The sequence below is a fragment of the Bacillus sp. FSL K6-6540 genome, from assembly GCF_038007545.1.
Genome location: NZ_JBBOXH010000001.1, coordinates 6792084 through 6817160 on the forward strand (window position 1 = coordinate 6792084; position 25077 = coordinate 6817160).

At 53.5% G+C, this 25077-nt stretch carries 23 protein-coding genes; 5 read left to right on the top strand and 18 right to left on the bottom strand.

What is annotated here, in order from left to right:
* Positions 1–83: 83 nt before the first annotated feature.
* The 9 genes from MHH82_RS30630 to MHH82_RS30670 all read right to left on the bottom strand — a co-directional run bounded on the left by MHH82_RS30630 (position 84) and on the right by MHH82_RS30670 (position 8380).
* Positions 84–728 carry a PepSY domain-containing protein gene (locus tag MHH82_RS30630; RefSeq protein ID WP_015737801.1) on the bottom strand — a complete coding sequence of 215 codons (645 nt, stop codon included), beginning with the start codon at positions 726–728 and terminating at the stop codon, positions 84–86.
* A gap of 117 nt (positions 729–845) precedes the next feature.
* Positions 846–1472 (bottom strand): PepSY domain-containing protein, encoded by a 627-nt coding sequence (locus MHH82_RS30635; protein WP_036662034.1) that lies wholly within the window; start codon positions 1470–1472, stop codon positions 846–848.
* 88 nt (positions 1473–1560) lie between these two features.
* Complete coding sequence (locus MHH82_RS30640) at positions 1561–2913, bottom strand: sensor histidine kinase (protein ID WP_251501245.1); 1353 nt, start codon at positions 2911–2913, stop codon at positions 1561–1563.
* The gene (locus MHH82_RS30645) at positions 2910–3608 is read right to left on the bottom strand and encodes a response regulator transcription factor (RefSeq protein WP_251501242.1); all 699 of its coding nucleotides are present in this window, start codon (positions 3606–3608) and stop codon (positions 2910–2912) included. Before MHH82_RS30645 ends, MHH82_RS30640 begins: the two co-directional genes overlap by 4 nt.
* Before the next feature lie 34 nt (positions 3609–3642).
* Complete coding sequence (locus MHH82_RS30650) at positions 3643–4281, bottom strand: ThuA domain-containing protein (RefSeq protein WP_009590348.1); 639 nt, start codon at positions 4279–4281, stop codon at positions 3643–3645.
* Between the two features lie 108 nt (positions 4282–4389).
* Positions 4390–5205, bottom strand: coding sequence for a uroporphyrinogen-III synthase (locus tag MHH82_RS30655; protein WP_251501239.1), 816 nt, complete (start codon positions 5203–5205; stop codon positions 4390–4392).
* 337 nt (positions 5206–5542) lie between these two features.
* Entirely contained in the window at positions 5543–7003 is a 1461-nt protein-coding gene (locus MHH82_RS30660; RefSeq protein ID WP_096775813.1) for a catalase, read from the bottom strand.
* 187 nt (positions 7004–7190) lie between these two features.
* Positions 7191–8009, bottom strand: a complete 819-nt coding sequence (locus MHH82_RS30665) for a winged helix-turn-helix domain-containing protein (protein WP_340969303.1) — start codon at positions 8007–8009, stop codon at positions 7191–7193.
* Entirely contained in the window at positions 7985–8380 is a 396-nt protein-coding gene (locus tag MHH82_RS30670) for a Fur family transcriptional regulator (RefSeq protein WP_009590342.1), read from the bottom strand. The genes MHH82_RS30665 and MHH82_RS30670 overlap by 25 nt, the downstream gene beginning before the upstream one ends.
* Before the next feature lie 198 nt (positions 8381–8578).
* Between MHH82_RS30670 and MHH82_RS30675 the strand changes: the two genes are divergently transcribed.
* The 4 genes from MHH82_RS30675 to MHH82_RS30690 all read left to right on the top strand — a co-directional run bounded on the left by MHH82_RS30675 (position 8579) and on the right by MHH82_RS30690 (position 12719).
* A complete protein-coding gene (locus tag MHH82_RS30675; RefSeq protein ID WP_015737808.1) occupies positions 8579–9589 on the top strand; it encodes a D-alanyl-D-alanine carboxypeptidase family protein in 1011 nt (336 codons plus the stop codon).
* A gap of 118 nt (positions 9590–9707) precedes the next feature.
* Positions 9708–10403, top strand: coding sequence for a response regulator transcription factor (locus MHH82_RS30680; RefSeq protein WP_015737809.1), 696 nt, complete (start codon positions 9708–9710; stop codon positions 10401–10403).
* Positions 10396–11493, top strand: a complete 1098-nt coding sequence (locus MHH82_RS30685; protein WP_015737810.1) for a sensor histidine kinase — start codon at positions 10396–10398, stop codon at positions 11491–11493. The genes MHH82_RS30680 and MHH82_RS30685 overlap by 8 nt, the downstream gene beginning before the upstream one ends.
* Before the next feature lie 113 nt (positions 11494–11606).
* Positions 11607–12719 carry a diguanylate cyclase gene (locus MHH82_RS30690; protein WP_036662016.1) on the top strand — a complete coding sequence of 371 codons (1113 nt, stop codon included), beginning with the start codon at positions 11607–11609 and terminating at the stop codon, positions 12717–12719.
* On the opposite strand, the gene MHH82_RS30695 is transcribed toward MHH82_RS30690, so the two are convergent.
* From MHH82_RS30695 to MHH82_RS30710, 4 genes are all read right to left on the bottom strand, one after another.
* Positions 12716–13666: an aldo/keto reductase family protein gene (locus tag MHH82_RS30695; protein WP_015737812.1), complete on the bottom strand. Its 951-nt coding sequence runs from the start codon at positions 13664–13666 to the stop codon at positions 12716–12718. The genes MHH82_RS30690 and MHH82_RS30695 overlap by 4 nt on opposite strands.
* Positions 13667–13745: 79 nt before the next feature.
* Complete coding sequence (locus MHH82_RS30700) at positions 13746–14855, bottom strand: Ger(x)C family spore germination protein (protein WP_015737813.1); 1110 nt, start codon at positions 14853–14855, stop codon at positions 13746–13748.
* Complete coding sequence (locus tag MHH82_RS30705; protein WP_145039375.1) at positions 14852–15961, bottom strand: GerAB/ArcD/ProY family transporter; 1110 nt, start codon at positions 15959–15961, stop codon at positions 14852–14854. The genes MHH82_RS30700 and MHH82_RS30705 overlap by 4 nt, the downstream gene beginning before the upstream one ends.
* A complete protein-coding gene (locus MHH82_RS30710) occupies positions 15954–17315 on the bottom strand; it encodes a spore germination protein (protein WP_015737815.1) in 1362 nt (453 codons plus the stop codon). The genes MHH82_RS30705 and MHH82_RS30710 overlap by 8 nt, the downstream gene beginning before the upstream one ends.
* Before the next feature lie 211 nt (positions 17316–17526).
* On the opposite strand from MHH82_RS30710, the gene MHH82_RS30715 reads away from it, so the two are divergent.
* The gene (locus tag MHH82_RS30715) at positions 17527–19080 is read left to right on the top strand and encodes an FAD-dependent oxidoreductase (RefSeq protein WP_145039378.1); all 1554 of its coding nucleotides are present in this window, start codon (positions 17527–17529) and stop codon (positions 19078–19080) included.
* 207 nt (positions 19081–19287) lie between these two features.
* Here the strand turns inward: MHH82_RS30715 and MHH82_RS30720 are convergent, their stop codons facing one another.
* The 5 genes from MHH82_RS30720 to MHH82_RS30740 form a co-directional block, all read right to left on the bottom strand.
* Positions 19288–19740, bottom strand: a complete 453-nt coding sequence (locus MHH82_RS30720; RefSeq protein ID WP_015737817.1) for a hypothetical protein — start codon at positions 19738–19740, stop codon at positions 19288–19290.
* Positions 19741–19829: 89 nt separating this feature from the next.
* A complete protein-coding gene (locus MHH82_RS30725; protein ID WP_340969310.1) occupies positions 19830–20723 on the bottom strand; it encodes a diacylglycerol/lipid kinase family protein in 894 nt (297 codons plus the stop codon).
* A gap of 133 nt (positions 20724–20856) precedes the next feature.
* On the bottom strand, positions 20857–22731 hold the full coding sequence (locus MHH82_RS30730; protein ID WP_145039380.1) for an ABC transporter ATP-binding protein: 1875 nt from the start codon (positions 22729–22731) through the stop codon (positions 20857–20859).
* Entirely contained in the window at positions 22728–24455 is a 1728-nt protein-coding gene (locus tag MHH82_RS30735) for an ABC transporter ATP-binding protein (protein ID WP_036659281.1), read from the bottom strand. Before MHH82_RS30735 ends, MHH82_RS30730 begins: the two co-directional genes overlap by 4 nt.
* An 11-nt stretch (positions 24456–24466) precedes the next feature.
* The gene (locus MHH82_RS30740; RefSeq protein WP_340969313.1) at positions 24467–25027 is read right to left on the bottom strand and encodes a MarR family winged helix-turn-helix transcriptional regulator; all 561 of its coding nucleotides are present in this window, start codon (positions 25025–25027) and stop codon (positions 24467–24469) included.
* Positions 25028–25077 lie beyond the last annotated feature (50 nt).

A 25077-nucleotide genomic window follows, 5' to 3' on the forward strand; every position in this document is an offset into this window, starting at 1 on the left:
AATGCCATGACAAAAAAGCGAACAGCCGGGTTAAAACCCGTGCTGTTCGCTGATACGGCTATCCTACGCAGATGAAGAACGGTTTAATCGTCATCCCGATCATCATCGTGATCATCATGGTCCCAATCATCATGGTCATCGTGGTCGTCATCGTCATGGTCGTCGTATTTCTCGTATTCTGCCTTGATCACTTTGCCGCTGACCGCGTTGATCTCAACCTCGGACGAGCCTTTGGCCGTCTTCACTTCGACGTCATACACCCACCGGCCGTCATCGTGGTCCAGATCAACCTCTACGGCTGTCCCGCTCTTGACGTGTTTGACAGCGATCGCGGATGCCTTGCCGGCACCGATCAGATTCCCCGGAATGCTGTCACGGTCATCATCGTCATCATCCCGATCTACTATTACGCCAAGGGATTTGCCTGTGTAGGCATCAATCCATACATCGACATCCCGGTTGCTCTGTTGAATCTCAACATCATACACCAACTTGCCCTTTTTACGGTCAATGTCAATGCTCTCCACTTTACCGTTGGCAGCAGCGAGTGCCAATTGTTCGGCTTTTTCCATTCCAATGAGCTGCTTCTGTTGTTTGGCCGCTGCTTGGGTTCCTGCCGGCGTTGTTTGTCCTGATCCTGCAGCCTGCACGGCGCTATAGCCGTATACTCCACTTGCCGCGATCGCTACGGACAGCGCGCCTGCCCACAATGTTCTTTTGTTCATCATCTTACGCCTCCTCAAACTCTCTGTGTGATCTCTACAAACCCAATATACCGTCTCAACATGAGAGCTTTCGGAGAGAAAGATTAGAAAACGATGAGAAAATGCAAATAGGCCTCTAATCTATTCATCGTCATCCTCGTCATCCCAAGTCACCGTCATGATCTTGCCGGTAATCGCGTGGACCTGAATGGTCGCCTCACGCCCATCTTCCCGCTCGATCTCGACCAGATAGTAACGGCTGCTCTTGCTCTCGCGATATTCCACGTCTTCTACCGTTCCCGGTACCTTCTCTAAAGAAAGCTTGATCGCGTACTCTTTGGTGATCATCGTTGCAGGCGGCTCCGCAGTTCCGCTTTCACCATCCGCTGATCCCTTCTCGCCATTCTCAGCGGGCTCCGCAGGAGTCGTGCTTGGATTGTCGGTCGGCTGCTTGGTTTCGCCGGGCTCCGGCTCTGGCTTCGCTGGCGCTTTGTCCAGCTGCTTGATGGACACGATATCGCCTTGACGGGCATCCACCGTCATCTCATACCTTCCGGAATTGGACTCCAGCTCCATCCGGTACATCTCCCCATCCAGCGTTGCCTTTGTAATCTCACCGTCCGGATATTGTTTCAATACTCCGCTTACGGCTTCCTCCTGCGACATCGCCTCCGTCGAACGGGTAAACGGACTCCATACCGCATTCACGATGATCATGACGGCTACCACGATAATGACGCCCAGCAGCACACTCACTTTTTTACGCATTGAATCACCTCGCAACCCATTCGGTCTTTACCGTCAGTATAGCGCAGCATGGTTAGAATTCGATGAGAAAACGGTGGGCTGCTGACGGTTATTTCGATTTTTGGAGCCGAATGGTGGCCGTTGTGCCCACGCCGGGCAGGCTTTCCAGCTCCAGCTCAGCAGAGATGGCCTCCGCGATATCCTTGGCCAACGACAATCCAAGGCCGGCTCCCCCGCCCCGGCGGGTACGGGCTTCGTCCACCCGGTAGAAACGGTCGAAGACGTGCTCCAGCTCTTCTTTGGCAATGCCGATTCCGCGGTCGATGACCCGGATATATACCTCCGACGGCTTTCTGCCCACCTGGATGACGATATGTTCGTCACTGTATTTGCGTGCATTATCCAGCAGAATGAACAAGAGCTGCTTGAGCCTGCGGCTGTCCGTCCAGCCCAGAACCTCGCTGTCGGCTTCAACCTCGACCGTGCGGTTATAGGCATCGCGAAATGCGCGAGCGGAAGACTCCGATAATGCTGCGAGATCCACCTGCTCCATCTCGACCTGCCATTGGTCCTGGTTGCGGGCAAGCAGCAGCAGCTGCTCCGTCATCTCCTTCATCCGGATCGCTTCCGAATGGATCGCTTCAACGGACTCCATGAACAGCTCCGGCCGATCCAGGCCTCGCCGCTTCAACAAACTGGCGTAACTCTCGATGATGGTGAGCGGTGTTTTTAACTCATGGGAAGCGTTGGACACGAATTGTTCCTGCCTCGCATGGTTGCTCTCCAGCAGCGTGATCATGTCATTGAACGCAGCCCCCATCTCCACCAGCTCATCCTTGGATGTTTCCTTCAGCTCGATCCGACGGAACCTTCCGCTCTGCCGAATCTCCCGCATCGTACGGATTAAGGCCGTAATCGGCTGCACGATTAAACGCCCCAATATCCGCGTCGAAATGATGACCGGAACCAAAGCGATCGCGGTTACGGCCACCAGCACAATGCGCAGCACCTGCAGCGTCTCCATCGTAGCGGCAAGGCTGCGGGAAATTTGGATGTTGTATACCGCCCCGTCGCTCCAAATGACAGGCAGGGACACCAGCACATAACGCATTCCTTCATATCGGATCTGCTCGACCTGCTTATTGGCGTTATAAGGCAGCTTCAGCTCATCCATATCCTCGCCGGAGGAGGTCACGTAAGGAGACTTGGCCTTGCTGTCAGCCGGGACGAATTGAATCTTTCCGTCAGCCGGGACATAACTTCGCAGCAGATCGTCAATGGGAATGGTCGCGGCAGAATGCGCAATGCTTCTGACGATGCTTCCCGCCTCGGCTTCCGCCTGCTCCAGCTGGCTGTCCACCGTCATTTTGCTGAACACGTAATACACGGATAAATTCATGAAAATCAGGATGGCGGCCATCAGCACCGACGAATAGAGATGGATTTTGCTGCTCAGCTTCATAGGGTTTCTTTCAGCACGTAGCCGACGCCGCGAACGGTGTGGATGAGCTCTTGCGTGCCGCCATAATCGATTTTCTTGCGGACGTAACGTATGTATACATCAACGACGTTGGTATCGCCGTAATAATCGTAGCCCCACACGGCAGCAAGAATCTGCTCGCGGTTCAGCACCTGCCGCTTGTTCTTCAGCAAATAGACGAGCAAGTCAAATTCACGCGGCGTCAGATCGATCCTTCTGCCGTCGCGAATCACTTCCCGCGTGCCTTCATTCAATTTCAAATCCGCGGCCGTAAGCCACTCCCCAGCCGGTTCCTCTTCCGGATGAGGCTTTCCTTGAAGCCGTAGTGCAGCACGAATCCGAGCCAGCAGCTCTTCGATCTGAAACGGCTTCGTAATATAATCATTGGCTCCAAGATCCAGCCCCGATACCTTATCTTCAACGGAGCTCTTCGCCGTAAGCAGCAGCACGGCCGTATGGGAATCATGGGCACGAATCCGCCGCAGCAGCTCGATGCCGCTCATACCCGGAAGCATGACATCCAGCAGAATGAGATCCACCTCCTGGCTGCGGTATGCCTCAAGCGCATCCAGCCCGTTATCCGCCTTGGTGACCTGGTATCCTTCACTCTCCAGCTCGATTTCAAGCAAACGGGATATTTTCGCTTCATCCTCAACAATTAGTATCTTCCCGCTCACGCGCGTCCCTCCTGCCCGATCATTTCGAAATGCCTTAACCCGGAACGCGCGCCGCCCACTTGGCCGCTTGCGTAATCATTAAACGCAGCTGAGGCTGGAGAAAGGACGGCTCATGATGGCCCGGCATCAAGAAGACCACGCGTCCAATGCCATACGTATGGCACCAGGCGGCAGGCCACTGCTTGCCTTCGTACTCATAATGCAGCAGCACGGTTTTTTCCGTGAACGGACTGAATACGAACCGGTAAGGCTCCTCGTCCAGCACAAACGGCTCAACGCCCTCCGTAATATCGTGATCGGTCTCCCCCGGAACGAAATACAGCTTCTCCATCGGCGGGTGCCCGTCAAAACGGGCGCCAATCAGCTGCGCCAGCTCATAACGGTTTGCCAAGGTAACGCCATTATGAATCACGAGCAAGCCGCCGCCTCCGCTAACGTAGGACAGCAGGCCTGCGGTCTGCCGCGGCGAAACCCGCTCGTCCCACAAGTCGCTATAGGCGATGCACAGCTCGTAAGGGTAGAGATTGCTTTCATGAAGCATTTTATGGTTTTCCGTGCACTGCACGGTGAACATGTCGTTCAGCAGATGCGTGATCTGTTTGTCTATGCCTTGCAGCGGATGAAACTTCGGGTGCGTGTAGCTGCCGAGCAGCAATGCTTTTCTCTTATCCATCGGTCATCCTCCTATTTACTACTCAATATTTCACATGAACCTGAGGAACATGCATCGACGAGCTGGAATGGATCGAAATCCTTAGCTTCGTTACGTTATATCATGACATTATTCTTGATTTTGAGCAAAATAACGGCCAAGCGTCACCATCATGCTGCCCATTCGCTCTTCCTCGGGAACCACCATGCGTTCAATGCCTTCCTCCCGGAGTCCCTGAGCCGTCACCTTGCCGACAGCCGCCGCCACGACCGGTCCGCGGAACGCCTCCAGCACGGCTTCCAGCTTGCCATGGGCACGAGCATAATCCGCAAGAAAACGAAACTGTGGCGCACTTGTAAAAGCAACCGCATGAACCTTGCCGCCAACGATTTCGTCAACGAGCAGGGAAATATCCTCCTCCAGCGGCGGAATGTGCTTATAAGGCAGAATCTGCTGCACCTCCGCTCCCCGTTGCTGAAGCCAATCGACCAGCTTAGGCGCAGACTCGCCATGCAGCTGCAGAATGACGCGTTGACCCGACAAGTCATGCGGCGCAAGCGACCGGATCAGTCCGGACGTGCTGCCGTCATCGTCTCTGACGACCGGTGCCAAACCGCGTTTTTTCAGAGCATTCGCGGTCTTGTACCCTCTTGCCGCAATCGAGGTGCGCTCCAGCGTTTCATTCAATGTATCCAACAGGCCCATCTGCTCGGCCGTATCGTAAATGGCCTCCAGGCCGATTCCCGTCGTAAAAATCGCCCACGGCGCAGGCGCCTCGAGCCAAGCTTCGATGGAACGCCGGAGCACTTCATCATCCAAAAATACCGTCCCCTGCGCCGGGCGAAGCACCGCCGTGCCTCCCATCTTCTCCACCAGCTTGGCCATGTCCGCCGCTTTGCGCGGGCCTGCCAAGGCTACAACCCGATCTTTCATATGCTGTGCCATGATATATGCCTCACTCTCTTAAATTCTAGCTTGTGCAACCTTCATGCCGTATAGCTTCTAGCAGCTGACTCCAGTATAAAGGCCATGTTCCCATAGATAAAGCCACTAAGGTCTTATTCTTCCAAAAAGCCCCCCTTTCCTGCCGCATGCAAAAAAGCAGCAAAGGAATAGTCGTTCCTTTGCTGCTCCACTTATATATTTCAGTGGATGAAAAAAAGAGGCACCCATTTATGCGGGTACCTCTTTTGGCCGGCGACCATGGATCGCCGTCTATATAAAGGCCTTCCATCCTGCACAGCGGAAACCGGATGGCGGGCTCTTATATGCTTGCATCGTGTTACTTCGGCTGACCGGCCGGAATGAATCCGCTCAGGTCTACGCCAAGCCCTGCGGCAAGTCTTGCGCCATATTCGGCGTCTGCACGGTAAAAATTGCATACGGCACGGAGCTGGATGTCGGATTTGACCTGGCTCAGGTCATCAACCAGATTGCGAAGCAGATGATCCTTCTGCTGCTCCGTAAACGAACGGTACAATTCGCCGGCTTGGGTGAAGTCATCCGTTTTCTCGATGCGCTGGCGAACGACATGACCGCTCAGCGGAGCTTCGCTCTCATTAACGGACGGATCTTCCACAGGGCCCGTTGTATAGCTGTTCGGTTCATAGTTCACCGGCGACGGATCTTGATTCACGTTCATCAAGCCGTCGCGTTGATGATTGCGCACAGGGGCATACGGGCAGTTGATCGGGATCTGCAAATAATTGGCGCCCAGACGATGACGCTGCGTATCCGGGTAAGAGAATAACCGGCCCTGCAGCAATTTATCCTCGGACGGCTCAATGCCAGGCACCAATGCGCTTGGGGAGAAAGCCGCCTGCTCCACCTCGGCGAAGAAATTCTGCGGGTTACGGTTCAGGGTCATCGTACCCACGGTTATGAACGGGAAACGATCCTCCGGCCAAGTCTTGGTCGGATCCAGGGGATCAAAGGACAAATCATCCATTTCTTCCGGAGACATCAGCTGCACCTGCAGGCGCCATTTCGGGAAATTCCCGTTAGCGATGTGTTCGCGAAGATCACGGGTGGCATGATTGAAGTCCTTGCCCTGCACCGCTCCCACTTCGTCTGCATTCAGCGTGTTGATGCCTTGCACGGATTCCCATTTGTATTTAATGTAGGTCACTTTGCCTTCGCTGTTCACCCACTTGAACGCATGGACGCTGAAGCCGTCCAACTCGCGATAGTTCGCCGGCGTGCCATGATCCGAGAACAGCCAGGTCATCATATGGGTGGATTCCGGGGACAGCGTCATGAAATCCCAATACCGGCCGGGCTCTTGAATGTTGCTCTCCGGCGAAGGTTTCAAGGAATGCACCATATCGGGGAATTTGATCGCGTCCCGAATGAAGAAGACCGGGAGATGATTGCCTACAATGTCATAGTTCCCTTCCTCCGTATAGAACTTCACGGCGAATCCGCGCGGATCGCGTGCCGTTTCGGGCGACCCGGTTCCATGGATAACCGTGGAGAACCGGACGAACACGGGGGTTTCCTGACCGATTTCCTGCAGGAATGCCGCTTTGGTATACGGCTTCATGTCATGCTCGACCACAAATACGCCGTGAGCACCTGCTCCGCGTGCATGAACGACGCGCTCCGGAATCCGTTCACGGTCGAAGTGGGCGATTTTTTCGATCAGATGATAATCCTCAAGCAGTGTCGGCCCGCGGCGGCCCGCCGTTTTGGAATTTTGGTTATCTCCTACGGGAGCACCTTGGTTGGTTGTCAATCTATCCATCTATGAACCCTCCATCATTTCTATAATTGATTTTAGACTGAATCTAAATTTATGAAATGATTGTATCATCGGAGGTTCCCTCGGATCATGATTGTCGCGTGAGCGTTATGTGACCCTTCCATGAGCCTTATATGAAGTTCGGATGAATCATTGCGACAATCGCGTATGAACAAAAAAAGGGAGGGGATTAATCCGCCAGGCGGTATCCCACTCCTCTAACCGTTGCGATATAGCGCGGGGCACCCGCGTTGTCGTTCAGCTTTTTGCGCAAGCTTTTGATGTGGACATCCACCACGTTGCTGCCGCCCATAAAATCGGTATCCCAAATTTTGCACATCAGGTCCTCACGCGTGCATACGGCCCCTTCGCTGTCCAGCAGCAGCATCAGCAGATGATACTCCGTCTTGGTCAAGTGAATCGGGGTGCTGCCCCGGTGGATGGTCATTTTATCCCGGTCGATCGATAAATCTTTATAGATCAGGCCCCGCATGACCTCTTCTCCACCCGACAAACCCGCTGCCGGGGAGAACAAGCGAATCGTCCGCTGCACCTGATACATCATCGTATCTTTGGAACGGGCCGGCCATACCATCAGCTCTTCATCCAACAGGTTGGATCCTGCATTGCTCATGAGCTCCTCGCCTACAAGATACAGGATCGGAATCGTGGTATGTTCCGGCAGAAGAAGCTCCTTCTCCTTGTTGAACGCCGCCATATTCCGGCAGCCCGTCATGTCGGCGATAATCAGTCCCGTGTTCAGGGCAGACTGCAGTCGCGGTTCCCATTTACGGAACATCATGACCTCGAAGCAGTTCTCCGTCAAGGTTATGAACATTTCGTTAACGCGCCCCGGAGAACGGCTGATCAATGCGGCCCGCAGCGTGGTGGGACAAGCATCTCCAATCGCCATCGGCGTCGTGGGACGCACATACAGATTGCCGGATTGGAAATCCGGAAACGCATAGACTTTCCCGAGCTCCGTCATTTCTTCCGTTTGATTTGACATTCTGGACACACCCCCCCGAATACGACGTGAGCATGATGGATAACGTAGTTGGTTTCACCGGCTACCGTAGCAGCCCAATCCTCTGGCACCTCCGTCATGACCTCGTCCACTTTGCCGCAGACTTCACAAATAATATGCTGGTGCTCGTCGGTACGGGCATCGTATCGACTCGCGCTCTCGCCCAGCTTCAATTCCCGGATCAGCTGTTTATCCGTCAAGTAACGCAGGGAATTATAAACGGTCCCGTACGCGAGATTATATCCTTTCTCCACCAGCCGGTTCATGATATCCGCAGCAGTCGGATGATCATGCGATTCCCGAAGGACATCGTACACCGCTTGGCGTTGCGTCGTCAGATTTAAAGATTTCAAGGTATTCACCCTTTTAATTTATTTTTAGATCAAGTATAAATCTTATTCGCCTCAAGGTCAATATCCCGCACCAAAAACGCTGCTGGTAATCTTTAAGATTTCTTTAGATTCAATTAAAAATTACTTTAGTTTGTCTGGCTAGACTTAGAACATACATAAATGAGACGCATAACCAGTCAAAGGAGACGATAGAGCGCCATGGAATCCATAACCAAGCATCCCCGCAAAGCACCTCCAGCCCCTGAAACATCCCGGCAGCAAACCGGCACGCTTCGGCATCAACGTGCGAACCGCCGCAAGGGACGCGCGAAATTAAGTCTGTTGCTGCTGCTGTTCGGCGTCATTCTGATAGCCGTGTTCATAGCGAGGGTATTTATCCCCCCTCCCATCAAAGCGAGCTCGGCCATCCTGATTCATGCGGACACGGGCCGCGTGCTCTATGCGATGCATGCCGATCTCCCCCTTCCTCCCGCAAGCATGTCCAAGATGATGACCGAGCTGCTGGTGCTGGATGCTGTTCGTTCCGGGCAACATGCCTGGGACGAGAACGTGCCGGTCAGCCGATATGCCGCAGAGGTACCCGGTTCGGCCATCGGCATGCATGAAGGCGAACGTTACACGCTGAAGCAGCTGTTCGAAGCACTCATCATCCATTCGGCCAATGATGCGGCCGTTGCTATTGCGGAGCACCTCGGCGGGTCGGAGGCCCGATTCGTGGAGACCATGAATGCCCGGGCGAAGGAAATCGGCCTCTCTGACCGCACCGTATTCGCCAACGCTTCCGGTTTGCCTGCGGCCGACCTGGTTCCTTTTGCCGAGGCGGCCTCCGAAGGGGACACCGTCATGACGGCCCGGGACTCGGCCATGCTCGCCAGATGGCTGGTGAACAAACACCCGGATCTGCTTGAGGTAACCAGCCAGCGGGATTTGCCCGTCCCGCAGAAGGAACTCTCCCTGCACACCACGAATCTCATGCTGCCCGGCGAGCCGCATGCTTACCAAGGTAATGACGGCTTTAAGACCGGGTATACGGCCTCGGCCGGATATTGCTTCACGGGAACCGCGTCACGGGGCGGAAACCGGCTGATTTCCGTCGTGATGGGAACCGGGGACGCCGATCAGCGGTTTACGGAAACCCGGAAGCTGATGGATTACGGATTCGATCGCCAAGGCATCCTTTCGAATCTCGTATCCGGCCTTTTTAAATAGCTATTGTGCAAGTACTCCCTAGTTTTTGAAGGCAAAGCTGCACTTTATGCGGTTGTTTTAGGGTACACTGTTCCTAAAGGAATCATAGTTTTCATGGGAGATGTACGGGAGGATATCAATGAGAAGCGTATTAATCGTAGATGACGATAAAGAAATATCCGGGCTGATCTCCATTTATCTGGAGAATGAGGGATACCGCGTAATCCAAGCCCACGACGGGGAAGAAGCCCTGCAGGCCATGACCTCGAACAACGGAATGATAGATCTCGTGATTCTGGACGTCATGATGCCCAAGCTGAACGGGATCGACACCTGCCGCAGAATCCGGGAAAACTCGTCCATTCCCATTCTAATGCTGAGCGCGAAGAGCGAGGATATGGATAAAATACTGGGGCTCATGACAGGCGCGGATGATTATATGATTAAACCGTTCAATCCGCTGGAACTGACGACGCGAGTCAAAACGCTGCTGCGGCGCTCCACCCAGTACAACGTGGACCTTCACCAGGGGGACAGCGACCGGATCCGGATCGACGGGCTCGACATTAACCGGACAACGCACGAAGTAACGGCCAATGGCCATGCGATCTCCCTGACGGCCAGGGAATTCGAGATTTTGTACTTGCTTGCCCGTCAGCCGGGGAGAATCTTTAGCGCCGAGGATATCTTCCAGCAGGTCTGGAAGGAAAAATATTACGTCTCCAACAATACGGTCATGGTTCATATCAGCAACCTGCGGGACAAGCTCGAGAAGGAACTCGGTTATAAACTCATCCAAACGGTATGGGGCGTCGGGTACAAAATCCATGCGTAAGCTGCAGTGGAAGATCATCACGTTGTTCTTCGCCAGCGGTGCCTTGACCTTGTCCATATTGTTCATCGCACAGCAGATCATGCGATTGATCGGCCGGGAGTATTGGAAGGAGCCCTGGGTAGACACCCTTTTCAGAGTGGAACGCACGCTGTCGAGTTTCTTCGGCTTTCCGGTCGTCCCGACGATCATCGGCATCGTGCTGTTTATCTGCATGGTGCTTCTCTTAAGTCAAGGCACCATTCGCCAAATCAATCAATTGATGCAGGGGACGCAGCGTTTGGCGAAGGGCGAGTTGGACCAGGCGATCATCGTTAGCTCGAACGACGAGCTGGGGCAGATGGCCGTGCAAATCAATCAAATGGCCCAGCAGCTCAAGCTGTCGCTGGCAGAGGAGCGGATGGCGGTCCAGTCCAAAAACGAGCTCATCAGCAACGTATCGCATGATCTGCGCACCCCGCTTACCTCCATCATCGGGTACTTGCGGCTGGTCAACGAAGACCATTACAAGGATGAGGTCGAACTCCGCTATTACACCGATATCGCCTACGATAAATCGCTGCGTCTGGGCGGCCTCGTGAATGATTTGTTTGAGTACACCCGGATGGGGTATTCCCCGATTAACCGTGTGGACATCAATTTGGTTGAGCTGCTTGCCCAATTGGCCGTGGACTTTTCATTGACCGGGCAGCATGAAGGAGTACAGGTCGTGTTTACGCCTGCCGCGGAGAAAATCATGATCTCATCGGACGGGGATAAGCTGATGCGCACCTTCGAGAATCTGCTGTCCAATGCGGTAAGGCACGGACGGGAGGCCGGGCGTGTGGATTTAAAAGTATCGCAGGATCCCAAGTTTGCCATCGTGCAGGTGATCAACTACGGTCCTCCGATTCCCCAGCATGCCATCCCCCACTTGTTCGAGCGGTTTTACCGGGCAGATGAATCGCGGACCGATCAAACCGGCGGCTCGGGGCTTGGCCTGGCCATCGTAAAAACCATCGTCGATGCCCATCATGGCACGATCCAGGTGACCAGTACGACAGAGTTGACGATGTTCGAGGTTCGCCTACCATTGCAGGTCCCAGAAAATTAACAAAAATTACGTTTATCATTCGACATACAATTCCATTTTCCGATAAAATAGGGGTGAATGTCTTCATCGCTCTGTCGTTCCTACCGCAGGGTACGTGAAAGGAATGATCCCCTATGACCAATATACTATTTACCAATTTTTGTATATTTGTAACGTTCTTATACTTATCCGGACTGCTGTCCCAAAAATATGTCGCAGGTGTCGTGGTGCCCTCCTTCACCGTCAAGATCAACGCCGGGCTGCTCTTTGGCATCTATGGGATCATTTTAATGTACTACTCGTTCCCCATCGACCCGCGGTTTTTTGCTGATTTGCGGCATCTGGCTATTATGGTGATCGCCACCTACCTGGGATGGCTTCCGTCCTTGATTGCCGGCATGCTGATTGCACTTGGACGGCTGATCCTGTTCGGCATGTCCGCTTCCTCGGCCATTGCAGGTGCGGGCATGCTGCTGATCAGCGTCGTCTGCGGGATCCTCTCCCGCACCCATTGGAATCGTCTGAGCAAAATGCTGCTAATGAGCCTATCCAGCATGTTGGTCATCTTGTTCATTATGTGGATGAACATCCCGAACCATCAAAAGGTGTTTACCGTCTTCACGCAGCAGCTCGTCATATCGGTGCTGGCCACGGTGGTCATCTACATGCTGACCGAGTATATCAACACCTCGAATAAACTGTTCCTGCAGATGAAAAAGAACGCGGAAACGGATTACCTGACCAGCCTGCACAATTTGCGCCAGTTCGAGCAGCTGTTGTCGGAACGCTTCCTCGAAGCCCAGCATTTCAGCGAGCGGCTGGGTGTCCTGGTCGTGGACATCGATCATTTCAAACAAATAAACGACACCTACGGCCATGCGGCCGGAGATGTCGTTTTGCAGCAGCTCAGCAAAGTGCTGAGGGATCATTCCCGTTCTTTTGATGAGGTATCCCGCAACGGCGGGGAGGAATTCTCGGTACTGGTCCCGGAAGCCACCATCGACGAGACGGCCGCGATCGCGGAACGAATCCGAGCCGCGGTAGAGGACCACGTCTTCACCCTCGAAGACGGAGCCAAGCTTCGAATCACCGTGTCCATCGGCGCTGCCGTGCACCCCGATACGATCCGGTCCAAAAATGCCAAGGAGCTGCTCCAGCAAGCGGACCGCGAGCTGTACCGCGCCAAGGAAAGCGGGCGCAACCGCGTATGCTCCGCACCCGAAATCAATGACCTGATTCTCTCCTAATTCGGATCCGCCTTCAGGATGTCCTCGATGACAGCCACCGTATCCGAGGACAATTTCATACCGGAAGCCTTCACGTTTTCTTCCACCTGCTCCGGACGGCTGGCGCCCACCAGCGCGCTGGCTACGTTGTTCTGGCGCAGTATCCAGGCCAAGGCCAATTGGCCGACGGTCATGTCCAGCTCGCTTGCGACAAGGCTCAGCGCCTGCACCTTCTGTATGCGACCTTCGTTTATTTTGAGCCGGTCGGCTCCAAGCTTCGACGCTCGGCTGTTCTCCGGCACGTCCTGCTTCGAGGCGTACTTGCCGGTCAGAAGCCCTTGAGCGAGCGGGGAGTATACGACCTGTCCAATCCCCTTCTTCTCGCCAAGCGGGATAATCTCCTCCTCGATCTTGCGCTCGAACATGTTATACAGCGGCTGATTCACCACGATGCGGTCCAGTAAATACCGATCCGCAACGGCTAAGGCCGCTTCCATCTGGGCCGCCGTCCACATACTGACGCCGACATAGAGCACCTTGCCTTGGCGGACAAGATCATCCAGCGCGCGAAGCGTCTCCTCAAGCGGCGTTTCCTCATGATATCGATGGCAGTAGTAGATGTCGATGTAATCGGTGCCCAGCCGCTTTAGACTGGCATCGCACTGCTCTTTGATATGCTTGCGGGACAGCCCCTGATCATTCGGGCCGTCTCCCATCTTGCCGAACACCTTTGTGGCCAGCACATAGGATTCCCTCGGAAATGCCCTTAACGTCTCGCCCACGACGACTTCGGCCGCTCCTTGAGCATAGACGTTCGCCGTATCGAAAAAATTGACGCCGAGTCCATAGGCGGTCTGAATCGACTTGACCGCATTTTCCCGTTCCACGTATCCCCCGTAGGTCAGCCAGCTCCCGAGACTGATATCGCTAACCTTCAGTCCGCTTCCGCCCAATCTTCTGAATTCCATATGTGAAACCTCCTTCATACAAGATAGATGCTTATCCTTATTGTAACATCTTCCTGTACGATAAACAGATATCCCCCGCCTAGCGTTTGTAGCCGGTAGACTTTATTTTTACCTTGACCGATACATTAAATTTGGCATGCGGATAAATGGCAGCCCACTCCTCCATCTCCGTCCGGTTGTTCCAATGCGTGCCGCCATACCGGAGGCCGAAACCCAACGGATCCAGTCCTGTTTTTTGGATTTTCTCCAGAACGTTTTTGACCGCTTGAGATAATTCCTTGTTGAATTGCGCTTCGATGTTGTCCAGATCCCTCGGATCCAGCTGCGCGGGATCCTCTTTCTCCTCCAATATCGCCGTGATCCTTATCTTATAATCAATCGTTTCTTCCCCCCGTTTATCCGTTACGATCTTGTATCTGGCCCGGGTTCTGTCCGTGTTCACTTCAAGCAACTTGCCGCCAATCTTCGTTCCGAAATTCGTGCTTAAATTCCGGAGGTCCAGCAGATTATACAGCCTGGTTTCATCCGGGGTCAGGATGTACTTCACTTTGTTCTTGTCCATCAAGGCTACTTTATCGATATTCAGAACCTGGTCTTCGGTCGTTTCCACGACGGGCATAACCGGGTCCTCCCCCTCCTCCAACATTCGGCGGCTCAGATCGAAGGAATAGGTCTTCGAGATAAAAGGGGATTCGGTGCCATCTTCGCTGAGCGCCAGAAATATGGCGTTCCCGGCGATCCGCTCCGTGGGGGGTTCCGCTTTCAATACGGCTTCTGCGGTAGGAACCGCAACAGCCGGATACATGAGCAGCTGCATGTCCCGTCTCCGAACGGTCCAGTCCTGGATTTTGCTGATATCTGTCCGCGCGAAAGCCTCGCCGTACATCACACCCTTGCAATGTCCGAAGTCAAGCTCCTTATCCACCTTGGATTTGACCTCCCGGATCGCCTCCGCAATGCTTGTCGATTCCTGCGTAATGAGCAGGGATTTTTTGTCTCCGGTCTTCGGATCACCCGAAGGAATGGCGATTTTGAAGCTGAAACGGTGCATTTCGGGATTTTTCTCCGAGACGTCGATCCCTATGGATACTACGAATAGCCTGAGATCGATATCCCGAAATTCGCAGCCCGACAGAAACAAAAAAGAGCAGCACATGAGACAGAGCAGCCCTCGTTTCAGGCCATTCATGCTCTCTTCCTCCTTTTCTTCCATACCGCATAGATTAACATGGCAATAAGCAGGAACTCGCCCCCAAACCGGACGTCCAGGAATACGATCGCCATATCGTTCAATATGTATTGATTCACAATTAACGACGTTCCGAAGGTAATAAGGGAAAAGAGCAACAGGACCCACCATTCGACTTTTCGCTTTTTATCTATCGATTTGCCCTGATCCCCCGTTAAACCGAAGCCCCCCAGGATCAATTCCTTGCCAACATGCCAGTGTATGATGGAATTCACGAGGGAGAGGCACATATAGGCCACGTAGAAGACGTAAATCATCCGTTCAACGATGAAATAACGAATCCGGAGTGCGTCTATCGTCGAAAAGGCCGGGTACACGTGTCCTCCGGCTCCTGCGGCTCCCAATATCCCGATGGGCGCAAACATCGAAACGAGAAGGGTCAGTATGCTGACTACCACGATCGCCCAAATATGGCGGACTCGGAATCGGTGAAAGATCCGGTTGAATACCACCATGTTCACGTACCCCGTAAAAATATAGGTTGCTGCCGCAACCGTCCCGTAATTAGGTAAATTCCAGGCATGGGTAATGATCTGCCTCACGGCATCCCAGCTGAAATACGGGTTGCTGAAGACGCGCCATGACATATAAGCAATCAGGGGAACGGTGATGTACAAAATCATTTCCAACCCGTAAAGAATCGACTCGGAATCGAGCCTGGCGCTAAGCGCCACAACCACCAGAAAGCCCATCAGAACGATATAGGGAGACACGTCCGGACTGATGTAACGATTGGTAATATCCACGAAGCTGGTCAAGGTAATGACGCTGGAGAAATACCACGCAAGTCCGTATAACACAAGCAGGATGCCGGATATCCCTTTCGGCATCACCGATTGGAAAATCTCCGGCAGCCCTTGTCCCGGAAATTTCTGAATCAGTTTGATGAAGCCGAACATAATCAGGGTCCCGATCGGGATGGATACGAGGATCGACATCATCGCACCGTCAAAGCGATCCGTAATCAAGATGCGGGGGACATAATTAATCAGGTTGATGGTTGCGTTGAGCAGGAAGAGGTAATAAAAATATTTGTTTCTAACCACTTCGCTGGTCCCCTTTCTTGTTCCGATCCACGGCGAACATCTTCAAGTAAGGTTTGCCGAAGGAACGTAGGCTCGTGAGGTACATGATCATGGCCACCACACCCAGCACAATGCCAACCAAGCCGAAGAAGGTCGCAAGCACGATGAACAGATACTTCGTAACGCGGATGCCGGAGCTCATCATCGTGATCGGGATGACGAAGTTAGTAATGGCAACCGCGGACACCAGAATGATCATGATGTTGCTGACCAGCCCGGCCTCCGTAGCGGCGGTTCCCAGAATGAGACCCCCAACCGTGGTTGCTGTCTGGCCAATCGCTTTGGGCAGCCGAACGCTGGCCTCCGTCAGAAATTCCATCGCGAGCAGCATAAAGATCACTTCGAAGAAGGACGGGTACGGTACCGTGGCCCGGCTTCCTGCAATGAGAAGCGTAACTTGCATCCTCAATATTTCCGGGTTATACGAAGTGAATGCCACGTATAGACTTGGCATCAGCACGGTTACAAACAAGGCGATATACCGAATGGCCTTGAGAAACCAGCCGATCGGAGGAAGCTGGATTTTATCGTCCATCGCGGTAAAGAAATCATTGAATATGGCCGGCAGCAGAAGGGCATACCCTGTTGAATCCATCAACACGGCGATCTTTCCCTGCGATATATTCAGGACAGTCCGGTCTGGGCGCTCGGTCAGCATCAGCGTCGGATACAACCGAAATCGGGGGTGCATCGTGTGTCTCTCGATTTCGGATGCCGACTGCACAATATCCGCTTTGAGCTCGGACAGTCGCTTTTTAAGCTCCTGCAGCACCGTTTCTTCCACTTTGAGCGCATCGTACATAATGATGATCCGGGTCTGCGATATTTTGCCGACGGTCATGAATTCCGTCTTCAAATCAGTGGTTTGGTATCGATGGCGAACCAGGTTCAGGTTCACCTCGATATTCTCCGTAAACGAATCATCGGGTCCCTGAATGACGTTCTCCGTACTGGCTGGTTGGATAAAACTGGCATTAACCAAGACAGCGTCAAAAAGCAGCACGGTGTCCCGTATGAATATGGCAACGCAGCCCCTCAGTATATTGCGGAGCAATTCCTGTTCATCTTTCGGCTCCGTGCTCGATGGAAAGGAGCGGATGAATTGCTCGTATAAGTCCAAGGAATTCAGCTCATAAAAGCGATTAATCAAATTATCGTTGATCATGGCAGGATCGCACATGCTCTTTAAATAGACCAGCAGCGCGTGTTCATCCTCGTTCTTCAGCTCGCGCTGCTCGATATCACCGATGCGGTTTAGCTGCTCCTTCAGGCAGTTCTTGGCTTGGTCCGCGTTAAGATACTGTTCGCTGGTCATGATACCATCCCCCATTTTCTTATATTTCCGAGAACTCCCTCTTGTTTCCCTAGGTTCTGCACAAATGTCCCAAAATATTTACATTCCTCCAGAAAACTTCGAAGAGCATCATTCCGAGCAGCATAGTTTCTAATCATTCCCATGTGGTAATAATGAAGACAAGAGACTGAGTTTATGGGGGATACCCATAGTAACCAAGGAGGAATCGTGAATGAACCCATCCAATTCATCGCATCAGGAACTGCCGCAATTTCCGGAGTCGCTGTGGGTAGCGACAACCGATCTGCCTGCCTTTCCCCGCTTGGCCGAAGATATTGAGACGGATGTGGCTGTAGTCGGGGCCGGCATAACCGGCATCACGACCGCTTATCTGCTGGCCAAGGCAGGTAAAGATGTCGTGCTGATCGAGGCAGGGCAAATCCTAAACGGGACCACCGGCCATACAACAGCCAAAGTCACAGCCCAGCACGGGCTGATTTATCATGAATTCCTGAATCATTTCGGGGATGAGAAGACAAGGCTCTATTACGAAGGGAATCGGGAAGCGATTGAATTCATTAGGGACATTGTTGGGGGAGACGAGGAGAAGTTTGGGCTGAAGCTGGAGGATGCTTATATTTACGCTCAAACGGATGACAAATACCTCTCCAAGCTGGAGGACGAAATCAAAGCCTACGAGAAGCTCGGCATCCCGGGAGAATGGCAGGAAAGCCTTCCTCTGCCTATGCCCGTCCGTGGAGCGATCAAGATGCCGGGGCAATATCAGTTCCATCCCCTGCAATATCTTAAGCATCTGACGGAACAATTCCTGAAGCTCGGTGGACGAATCTATGAGAATACGACCATGGATGAAAAAGTCGAAACCGACGGACCGATCACGCTGCTCACCAAACGGGGCGGCCACCGGATTACTTGCAACCACGCCGTATCCGCGTCTCATTTTCCGTTCTATGACGGGAAAGGGCTGTTCTTCACGCGGCTGCATGTGGAACGTTCCTATGCGGTTGCCGTCAAACCCGAAACCGCTTATCCCGGCGGGATGTTCTTGAGCGTGGATCAGCCGACCCGTTCCCTGCGGTCGGCTACATATAACGGCGAGGAGTTGGTTATCGTCGGCGGCGAGAACCATCCGACGGGTCGGAGCATCTGCACCCATCAGCATTACGAGAACCTGGAGCTTTTTGCAGGAAATCTGTTGGGCGCTTCCGCCATTCCTTATCGCTGGTCGACCCAGGACCTGATCACGCTGGACAACATGCCTTATATCGGGCCAATCACGTCCAATCAGGACCGGATCTTTGTCGCGACAGGCTTTCGGAAATGGGGGATGACAACGGGAACATTGGCGGCAAAGATCATTTGCGATCAAATACTGGAGAAAGATAACCGTTATGCCGACGTCTTTAACCCGTCCCGTTTCAAGGCAGACCCGAGCATCAAAACATTCGTCGCGCAAAATGCCATGGTTGCGAAGGATTTCGTTGCCGGCAAGTTCGAAATGGCCCACGCCGATATTACCGAGCTGAAGCCAGGCGAAGGCGCCGTCGTCCGCCATAACGGGCAGCGTGCCGGGGCCTACAAGGATGATCAAGGAAACCTCTATCTTGTGGATACCACCTGTACCCATCTCGGCTGCGAGGTGGAATGGAACGAGGGCGAACGCTCATGGGATTGCCCTTGCCACGGATCACGCTTCCGCCATAACGGCGAGGTGCTGGAAGGACCGGCTATTGAGCCGTTGAAGCAATTGGACCCGGAGAGCTGATCCTTAGCCCACCGATCCTTAAGAGGACCCCAAACCAAAAAGAAGTGAAGCCACCGGGCTTCACTTCTTTTTATACATCACCTGCGAAATTAGTATTCCCTGAAAGATTCGGACGACAAGTCTCTAAAGATTTATTCTTTCATTCAAAAAGGCACCCTGACGGGTGCCTGTGTCTTGATATGGCGAAGATGCTCTTTGCACGACAGCCTAAGCGATTTCCGGCGCCAGCTCCTCGCGGTATGCCGCAAGCGACTGATCCACGATGACCTGTATGAAATTGGGATCGATATCCTGGATCCAAGGCATGGCGTTATTCCAAGCATTTTCCTCGATTTGAAGCGCGAGCTGCCTCTGATCCCATTCATCCACCGTTTGATCCATCCGGTCGCACAGCTCTGTCAGGGTCATGTCCATTGAATGGCCCAGCTCATGTGCGAATACCACCGCAAAATAGGCATGGAACGGCTCAAGCGTGCCAAACAGCTGCAAGCACTGCTGGCGTATGACTTCGGTATACATCGTCACGCTGTGCGAATGCATCACATATTTTCCGCCGATTAACCGGCCCCCTGGAAAATACGCCTCCATCTCCACGGTGACACTGCTGCCCGACCGACGTAGAAGCTCTTGCGTAATTCGGTTCAGTTCGGACTTATTCAATAATGATCATGGCTCCCTTTAAAGATATAAACATAAACATCATTATAAAAGAACCATATGAAATTGCAATATCAAATATGCCTGCCGGCTTACTCCGAGCCTGTCAAAAACCTTAAGCGGCGCGGCTTGACGGATACGGCCGCAGGCGTCTCCATATATATCTCCCCATCCGTGTCGGCCTTCATGGGCTCATCCGTTATCAGATTGATCGAAGCTGCCCTCACATACGAGATGCTCTCGTTGGCTGGCTTCCACTCCCCCTCGACTTTACGGCTCAGCAGCTCTTTTAACAGGGGTAATCCGGCTTCGCGAATGATGAGCACATCCAGCAAACCGTCCGTCAACGAATCGAATGTAAAAGGCAGCGGACGGGTCCCCAAGTATCGGCCATTCGATATGTAAATCATAATCGCTTCTCCTTTACTGAAATGGCCGTCATATTCCATCCTGTAGGAGAACGGCTCGGCCGATCGCACGGTTTGCAGCATGCTGATGAAATAACTGAGCCTGCCAAGCGCTCCTTTCAGATCCGGGTTGATGTTCTCGGAAGTGGCCGTTATGAGCCCGACGCCAAAGAAATTCGTAAACACCCTGTCATGCGCCATGCCGATATCCAATGCGCGGACTTGTCCCTTCATTAATGCTCGAGCTGCCAATGTCAGCTCGACCGGCAGATTCATGGAGCGGGCAAAGTCGTTGCAGGTCCCCACGGGCAGAATCCCGATAAGGGGCGGTTGTTCCAGCGCCGCAATGCCGTTCACGCACTCATGGACCGACCCGTCTCCTCCCATAACCAGGATGAGCTCATACGCCTCCCCCTGCTCCCTGCACACGGCCTCCCCTTCTCCCGGTGCCGAGGTCTGAATCAATACCAACTCCTTGATGCCATCCGCCAGTATCGGGATGACAGCCGCCAGCTGCTGCAGGGTCTCCTGCTGACCCGCACTGCGGTTATACACCAACAAAGCCCGATGATACATCATTCCCGCCTCCCTCTGATCCGTGCCTGATTGGCTTGCTTCTATTATTACCTTTGTTATGAAGCGATTAATCAACAAAAAGAAGACCCCGCTTCGCAATCGAAGGGGTCTTCTTGTCATAGCTTTCCTTGCCTCGTTATCCGGCTTCATGCTGTTCGCTGAATTGGCTGTTGTATAGGTCTGCGTAAAAGCCGCCTTGGGACAGCAGCTCTTCATGTGTTCCCTGCTCGATGATGCTGCCCTTGTTCATGACCAGAATCAGGTCGGCATCCCGGATCGTGGACAACCGATGCGCGATGACAAAGCTGGTCCGGTCCTTCATCAGCTCATTCATCGCTTTCTGGATATAAAGCTCCGTCCGCGTATCCACGCTGCTGGTGGCTTCGTCAAGGATGAGAATCGACGGGTTGGCGAGAATGGCCCGCGCAATCGTCAGAAGCTGCTTCTGCCCTTGCGAAATGTTGGAGGCTTCCTCGTTCAGAACGGTATCGTAGCCTTCCGGCAGCGTTCGGATAAAATGATCCGCGTGAGCCGCTTCCGCCGCCCGGATGATCTCTTGTTCCGTGGCGCCTTCCCGCCCGTATCCGATATTATCCCGGATCGTTCCGTTAAAGAGCCAGGTATCCTGCAGTACCATCCCGAACAGGCTGCGCAGCTCACTGCGCCGAAGAGCCGTAATATCCGTGCCGTCTATCGTAATCTTGCCCTGATTCAGCTCATAGAACCGCATCAGCAGATTGATGAGCGTGGTCTTCCCTGCACCGGTCGGTCCGACGATCGCAACCGTTTGTCCGTGCTTCACGTCCACATTCATATTTTCGATGAGAAGCTGGTCCGCTTTATAGCCGAAGCTCACGTTCTCGAAGGTCACGTCACCAAGCGGCTTCTTGAGCGCCGCCGGAGCTGTATGCTCTGATACTTCCTCTTCCTCATCCAGCACTTCAAATACGCGCTCTGCCGAAGCGATGGTGGATTGAATGACGTTCGCGATATTCGCAAGCTGGGTAATCGGCTGCGTGAATTGGCGCGAATATTGGATGAATGCCTGAATATCCCCGATCTCAATCGCTCTGCGGGTAACCAACACCCCGCCGACGACACTGACAATCACATAACCGATATTTCCGACAAAACCCATCAGCGGCATAATGGTACCCGATATAAACTGGGCTCTCCAACCGGCATCGTAGAGTTTGTCGTTGACCTCATCAAATTGCTCCATGGACTGTCGTTCCCGGCCAAAGGCCTTCACCACTTTATGACCCGTGTACATTTCTTCCACATGTCCGTTCAGCTCACCCAAATGCTTCTGCTGAGCCACAAAATGCTTCTGCGAGCGCTTGGCAACCACAATCGTGACCACCACGCTAAGCGGCAAGGTCAGAATAACCACCAACGTCAGCAGCGGGCTGATCGTGAGCATCATGACGATGACGCCGACCAGCGTCACCACGGAAGTAATCATCTGGGTCAAGCTCTGCTGAAGCGTGCCGCTGATATTGTCCATATCGTTGGTCACCCGGCTCAGCGTTTCCCCATGCGTGCGGGCGTCGAAATATTTCAGCGGCAATCGGCCGAGCTTGTTGTACACGTCCTTGCGCAAATCATAGACGGTACGCTGGGCCACGCCGGCCATGACATACTGCTGGATGTACGCAAACAGCGAGCTTAAGAGATATAAGCCTGCAAGCCAGAGCATGATCGTCCGAATGGCGTCAAAATCGATCCCGGCACCCGGCACGCCTTGCATCTTGGCCATGAAGCCTTTAAACAGGATCGTGGTGGCATCCCCCAATATTTTCGGGCTCACGATGCTGAATATCGTACTGAGGATAGCTGCGATCAGAACGATCAGCAGCTTGCCGGTATGCGGCTTGAGATATCGCGTTAACCGACGAAACGTGCCTTTGAAGTCCTTGGCTTTCTCCCCTGCCATCCCGGGCCCGTGCGGGCCGCCGCCAAAGGGACCGCCCGGTCCCCGGGGATGTCCTCCCCGTTTCTTCTCACTCATGCGATCTCCTCCTCTGACAGCTGCGAGGTGACGATTTCGCGGTACACATCGCTGGAAGCCATGAGCTCCTCATGCGTGCCGATGCCGGCAATGCGTCCCTCGTCCAGCACGATAATCCGATCGGCGTCCATGACAGTGCTGACCCGCTGAGCGACGATCAGAACGGTGGCGTCCGTCGTTTCCTCGCGAAGCGCTGCGCGAAGATTGGCGTCCGTCTTGAAATCCAGCGCCGAGAAGCTGTCGTCAAACACATAAATCTCGGGTCTGCGAACCAGTGCCCTTGCAATCGAGAGCCGCTGCTTCTGGCCGCCGGATACGTTGCTGCCGCCCTGCGAAATCTCGGCATCGTAACCGCCTTCCATGGAGGAGATAAAGTCGGCGGCCTGGGCAACCTTCGCTGCATGCCGGATCTCCTCGTCCGTTGCATCCTCTTTGCCGTAGCGGATATTCTCCGCGATGGTTCCAGTGAAGAGCAGCGCCTTCTGCGGCACGAATCCGATCCGGTTCCGCAGATCCTCCTGCATCATGTCGCGGATATCGGTCCCATTGACGAGAATCCGTCCCGACGTCACGTCATAGAAACGCGGGATCAGGCTGATCAGGGTGGATTTGCCCGAGCCGGTTCCGCCGATGATCGCCGTAACTTCACCCGGCCCGGCATGGAAGGAGATATCGGATATGGCGGGCTCCTCCGCGCCAGGGTAATAGAAGGTCACATCCTGAAATTCGATCGATCCCTGCTGCACGCTCGCAGCGCGCGGCTGTTTCGGATCGTGGATCTCAGGCATCATGTTCAACACCTCATTGATCCGGACCGCCGATGCCTGTGCACGCGGAATCATGACAAACATGACGGATAGCATGATCAGTGAGAACATGATCATCATCGCGTATTGAAGAAACGCCATGAGGTCGCCGACCTTCATATGTTCGGCGTCTATGCGGTGGGCTCCGAACCAGACAATCGCCAGTGTGGCAAAGTTCATGACCAGCATCATGACGGGCATCATCGCCCCCATGATTTTATTGACTTTGATCGAAGTGGCCGTCAGGTCCTCGTTCGCGTCGTTAAAGCGGACCGTTTCATGGTCCATCCGGTTAAAGGAACGGATGACCCGGATTCCGGTCAGATTCTCCCGCAGCACCCGGCTCAGCGTATCGATCTTCACCTGAATCGCTTTGAAGAGCGGTATGCCTTTTTTGGCGATGAGGAAAATAGCCAGTGCCAGAATCGGCAGGACGATCAGAAGCACCGTAGTCAGTCCCGGGTCTCTTGATACGGCCATCACAATGCCCCCGATACACATCATCGGTGCTATCGCCATCATGCGCAGGATCATGATCGTGACCTGCTGTACCTGCGTAATATCGTTCGTTGTACGGGTAATCAGGGATGCCGTACCAATCTTATCGAATTCCTGCAGCGTGAAGTTCTCCACATGGGAGAAGACGCGTCCCCGAACAATTTTCCCGAATCCCGTAGCGGATTTGGATGCCAAATAACTCGCGGCAATAGAGCACACCATGCCCCCTGCTGCTACCAGGAGCATAAAGCCGCCCACACGCCAAATGTAAGGCACATCTCCCTCAACGATGCCATAATCCACGATGTCCGCCATCAAGGTCGGCAAGTACAGATCAGACAGACATTGGAAAAATGTGAACAGCAGGACAAAAATGACCGCGGTCCGGTACGGTTTCATGTAGTGAAACAGTTTTAACAAATCCCCCACCCCTACTCGTTGTCTGAAGTCGTTTCATTCGTTTTGCGTTTTTGCTCGTGAAAATGATATACCTTCGTTAACAGCTCCGTCAGTTTGACGCTGTCCTCTTCTCCCAGAAAATCCACCAGCTCGTTAAAGCTGTTCTTGACGTTCTGATAGGTTTGCTGGACAACGCGGTTCCCTTCCTCCGTCAGCTGCACGCGGACCGCTCGCCGATCCTGGGCATCCATCACCCGCTCCACCAGCCCCTTGCTCTCCAGTGCATTAATGAATTGCGTGATCGTCGGTGACGTAACATTCATCATGCTGCTGATTTCGGACACTTTCATGCCGGGACCAGCAGGCTCGATATGATGTTTAAGTCCCATCAGGACGCGAATCTCACCTGGTGTATACCCTGAAATCAAGTGCTGATCCCACTCCTGCTTGTGGAACATGCGTATGCTGTACAAGAGCCTGCCGGCAACGCTGTCCTCCCGCCTGCCGCCCTTCATGCATGGTCCTTCCCGCGAATGTTGGTCCTCGTACCCGTTCATTTCTTTATGTAAATCTGGATGTTGATCCTCTGCCATGGTCCACCTCTTCTCGGCAACGGCTCGAATAAATAGATAGATTGCCAATT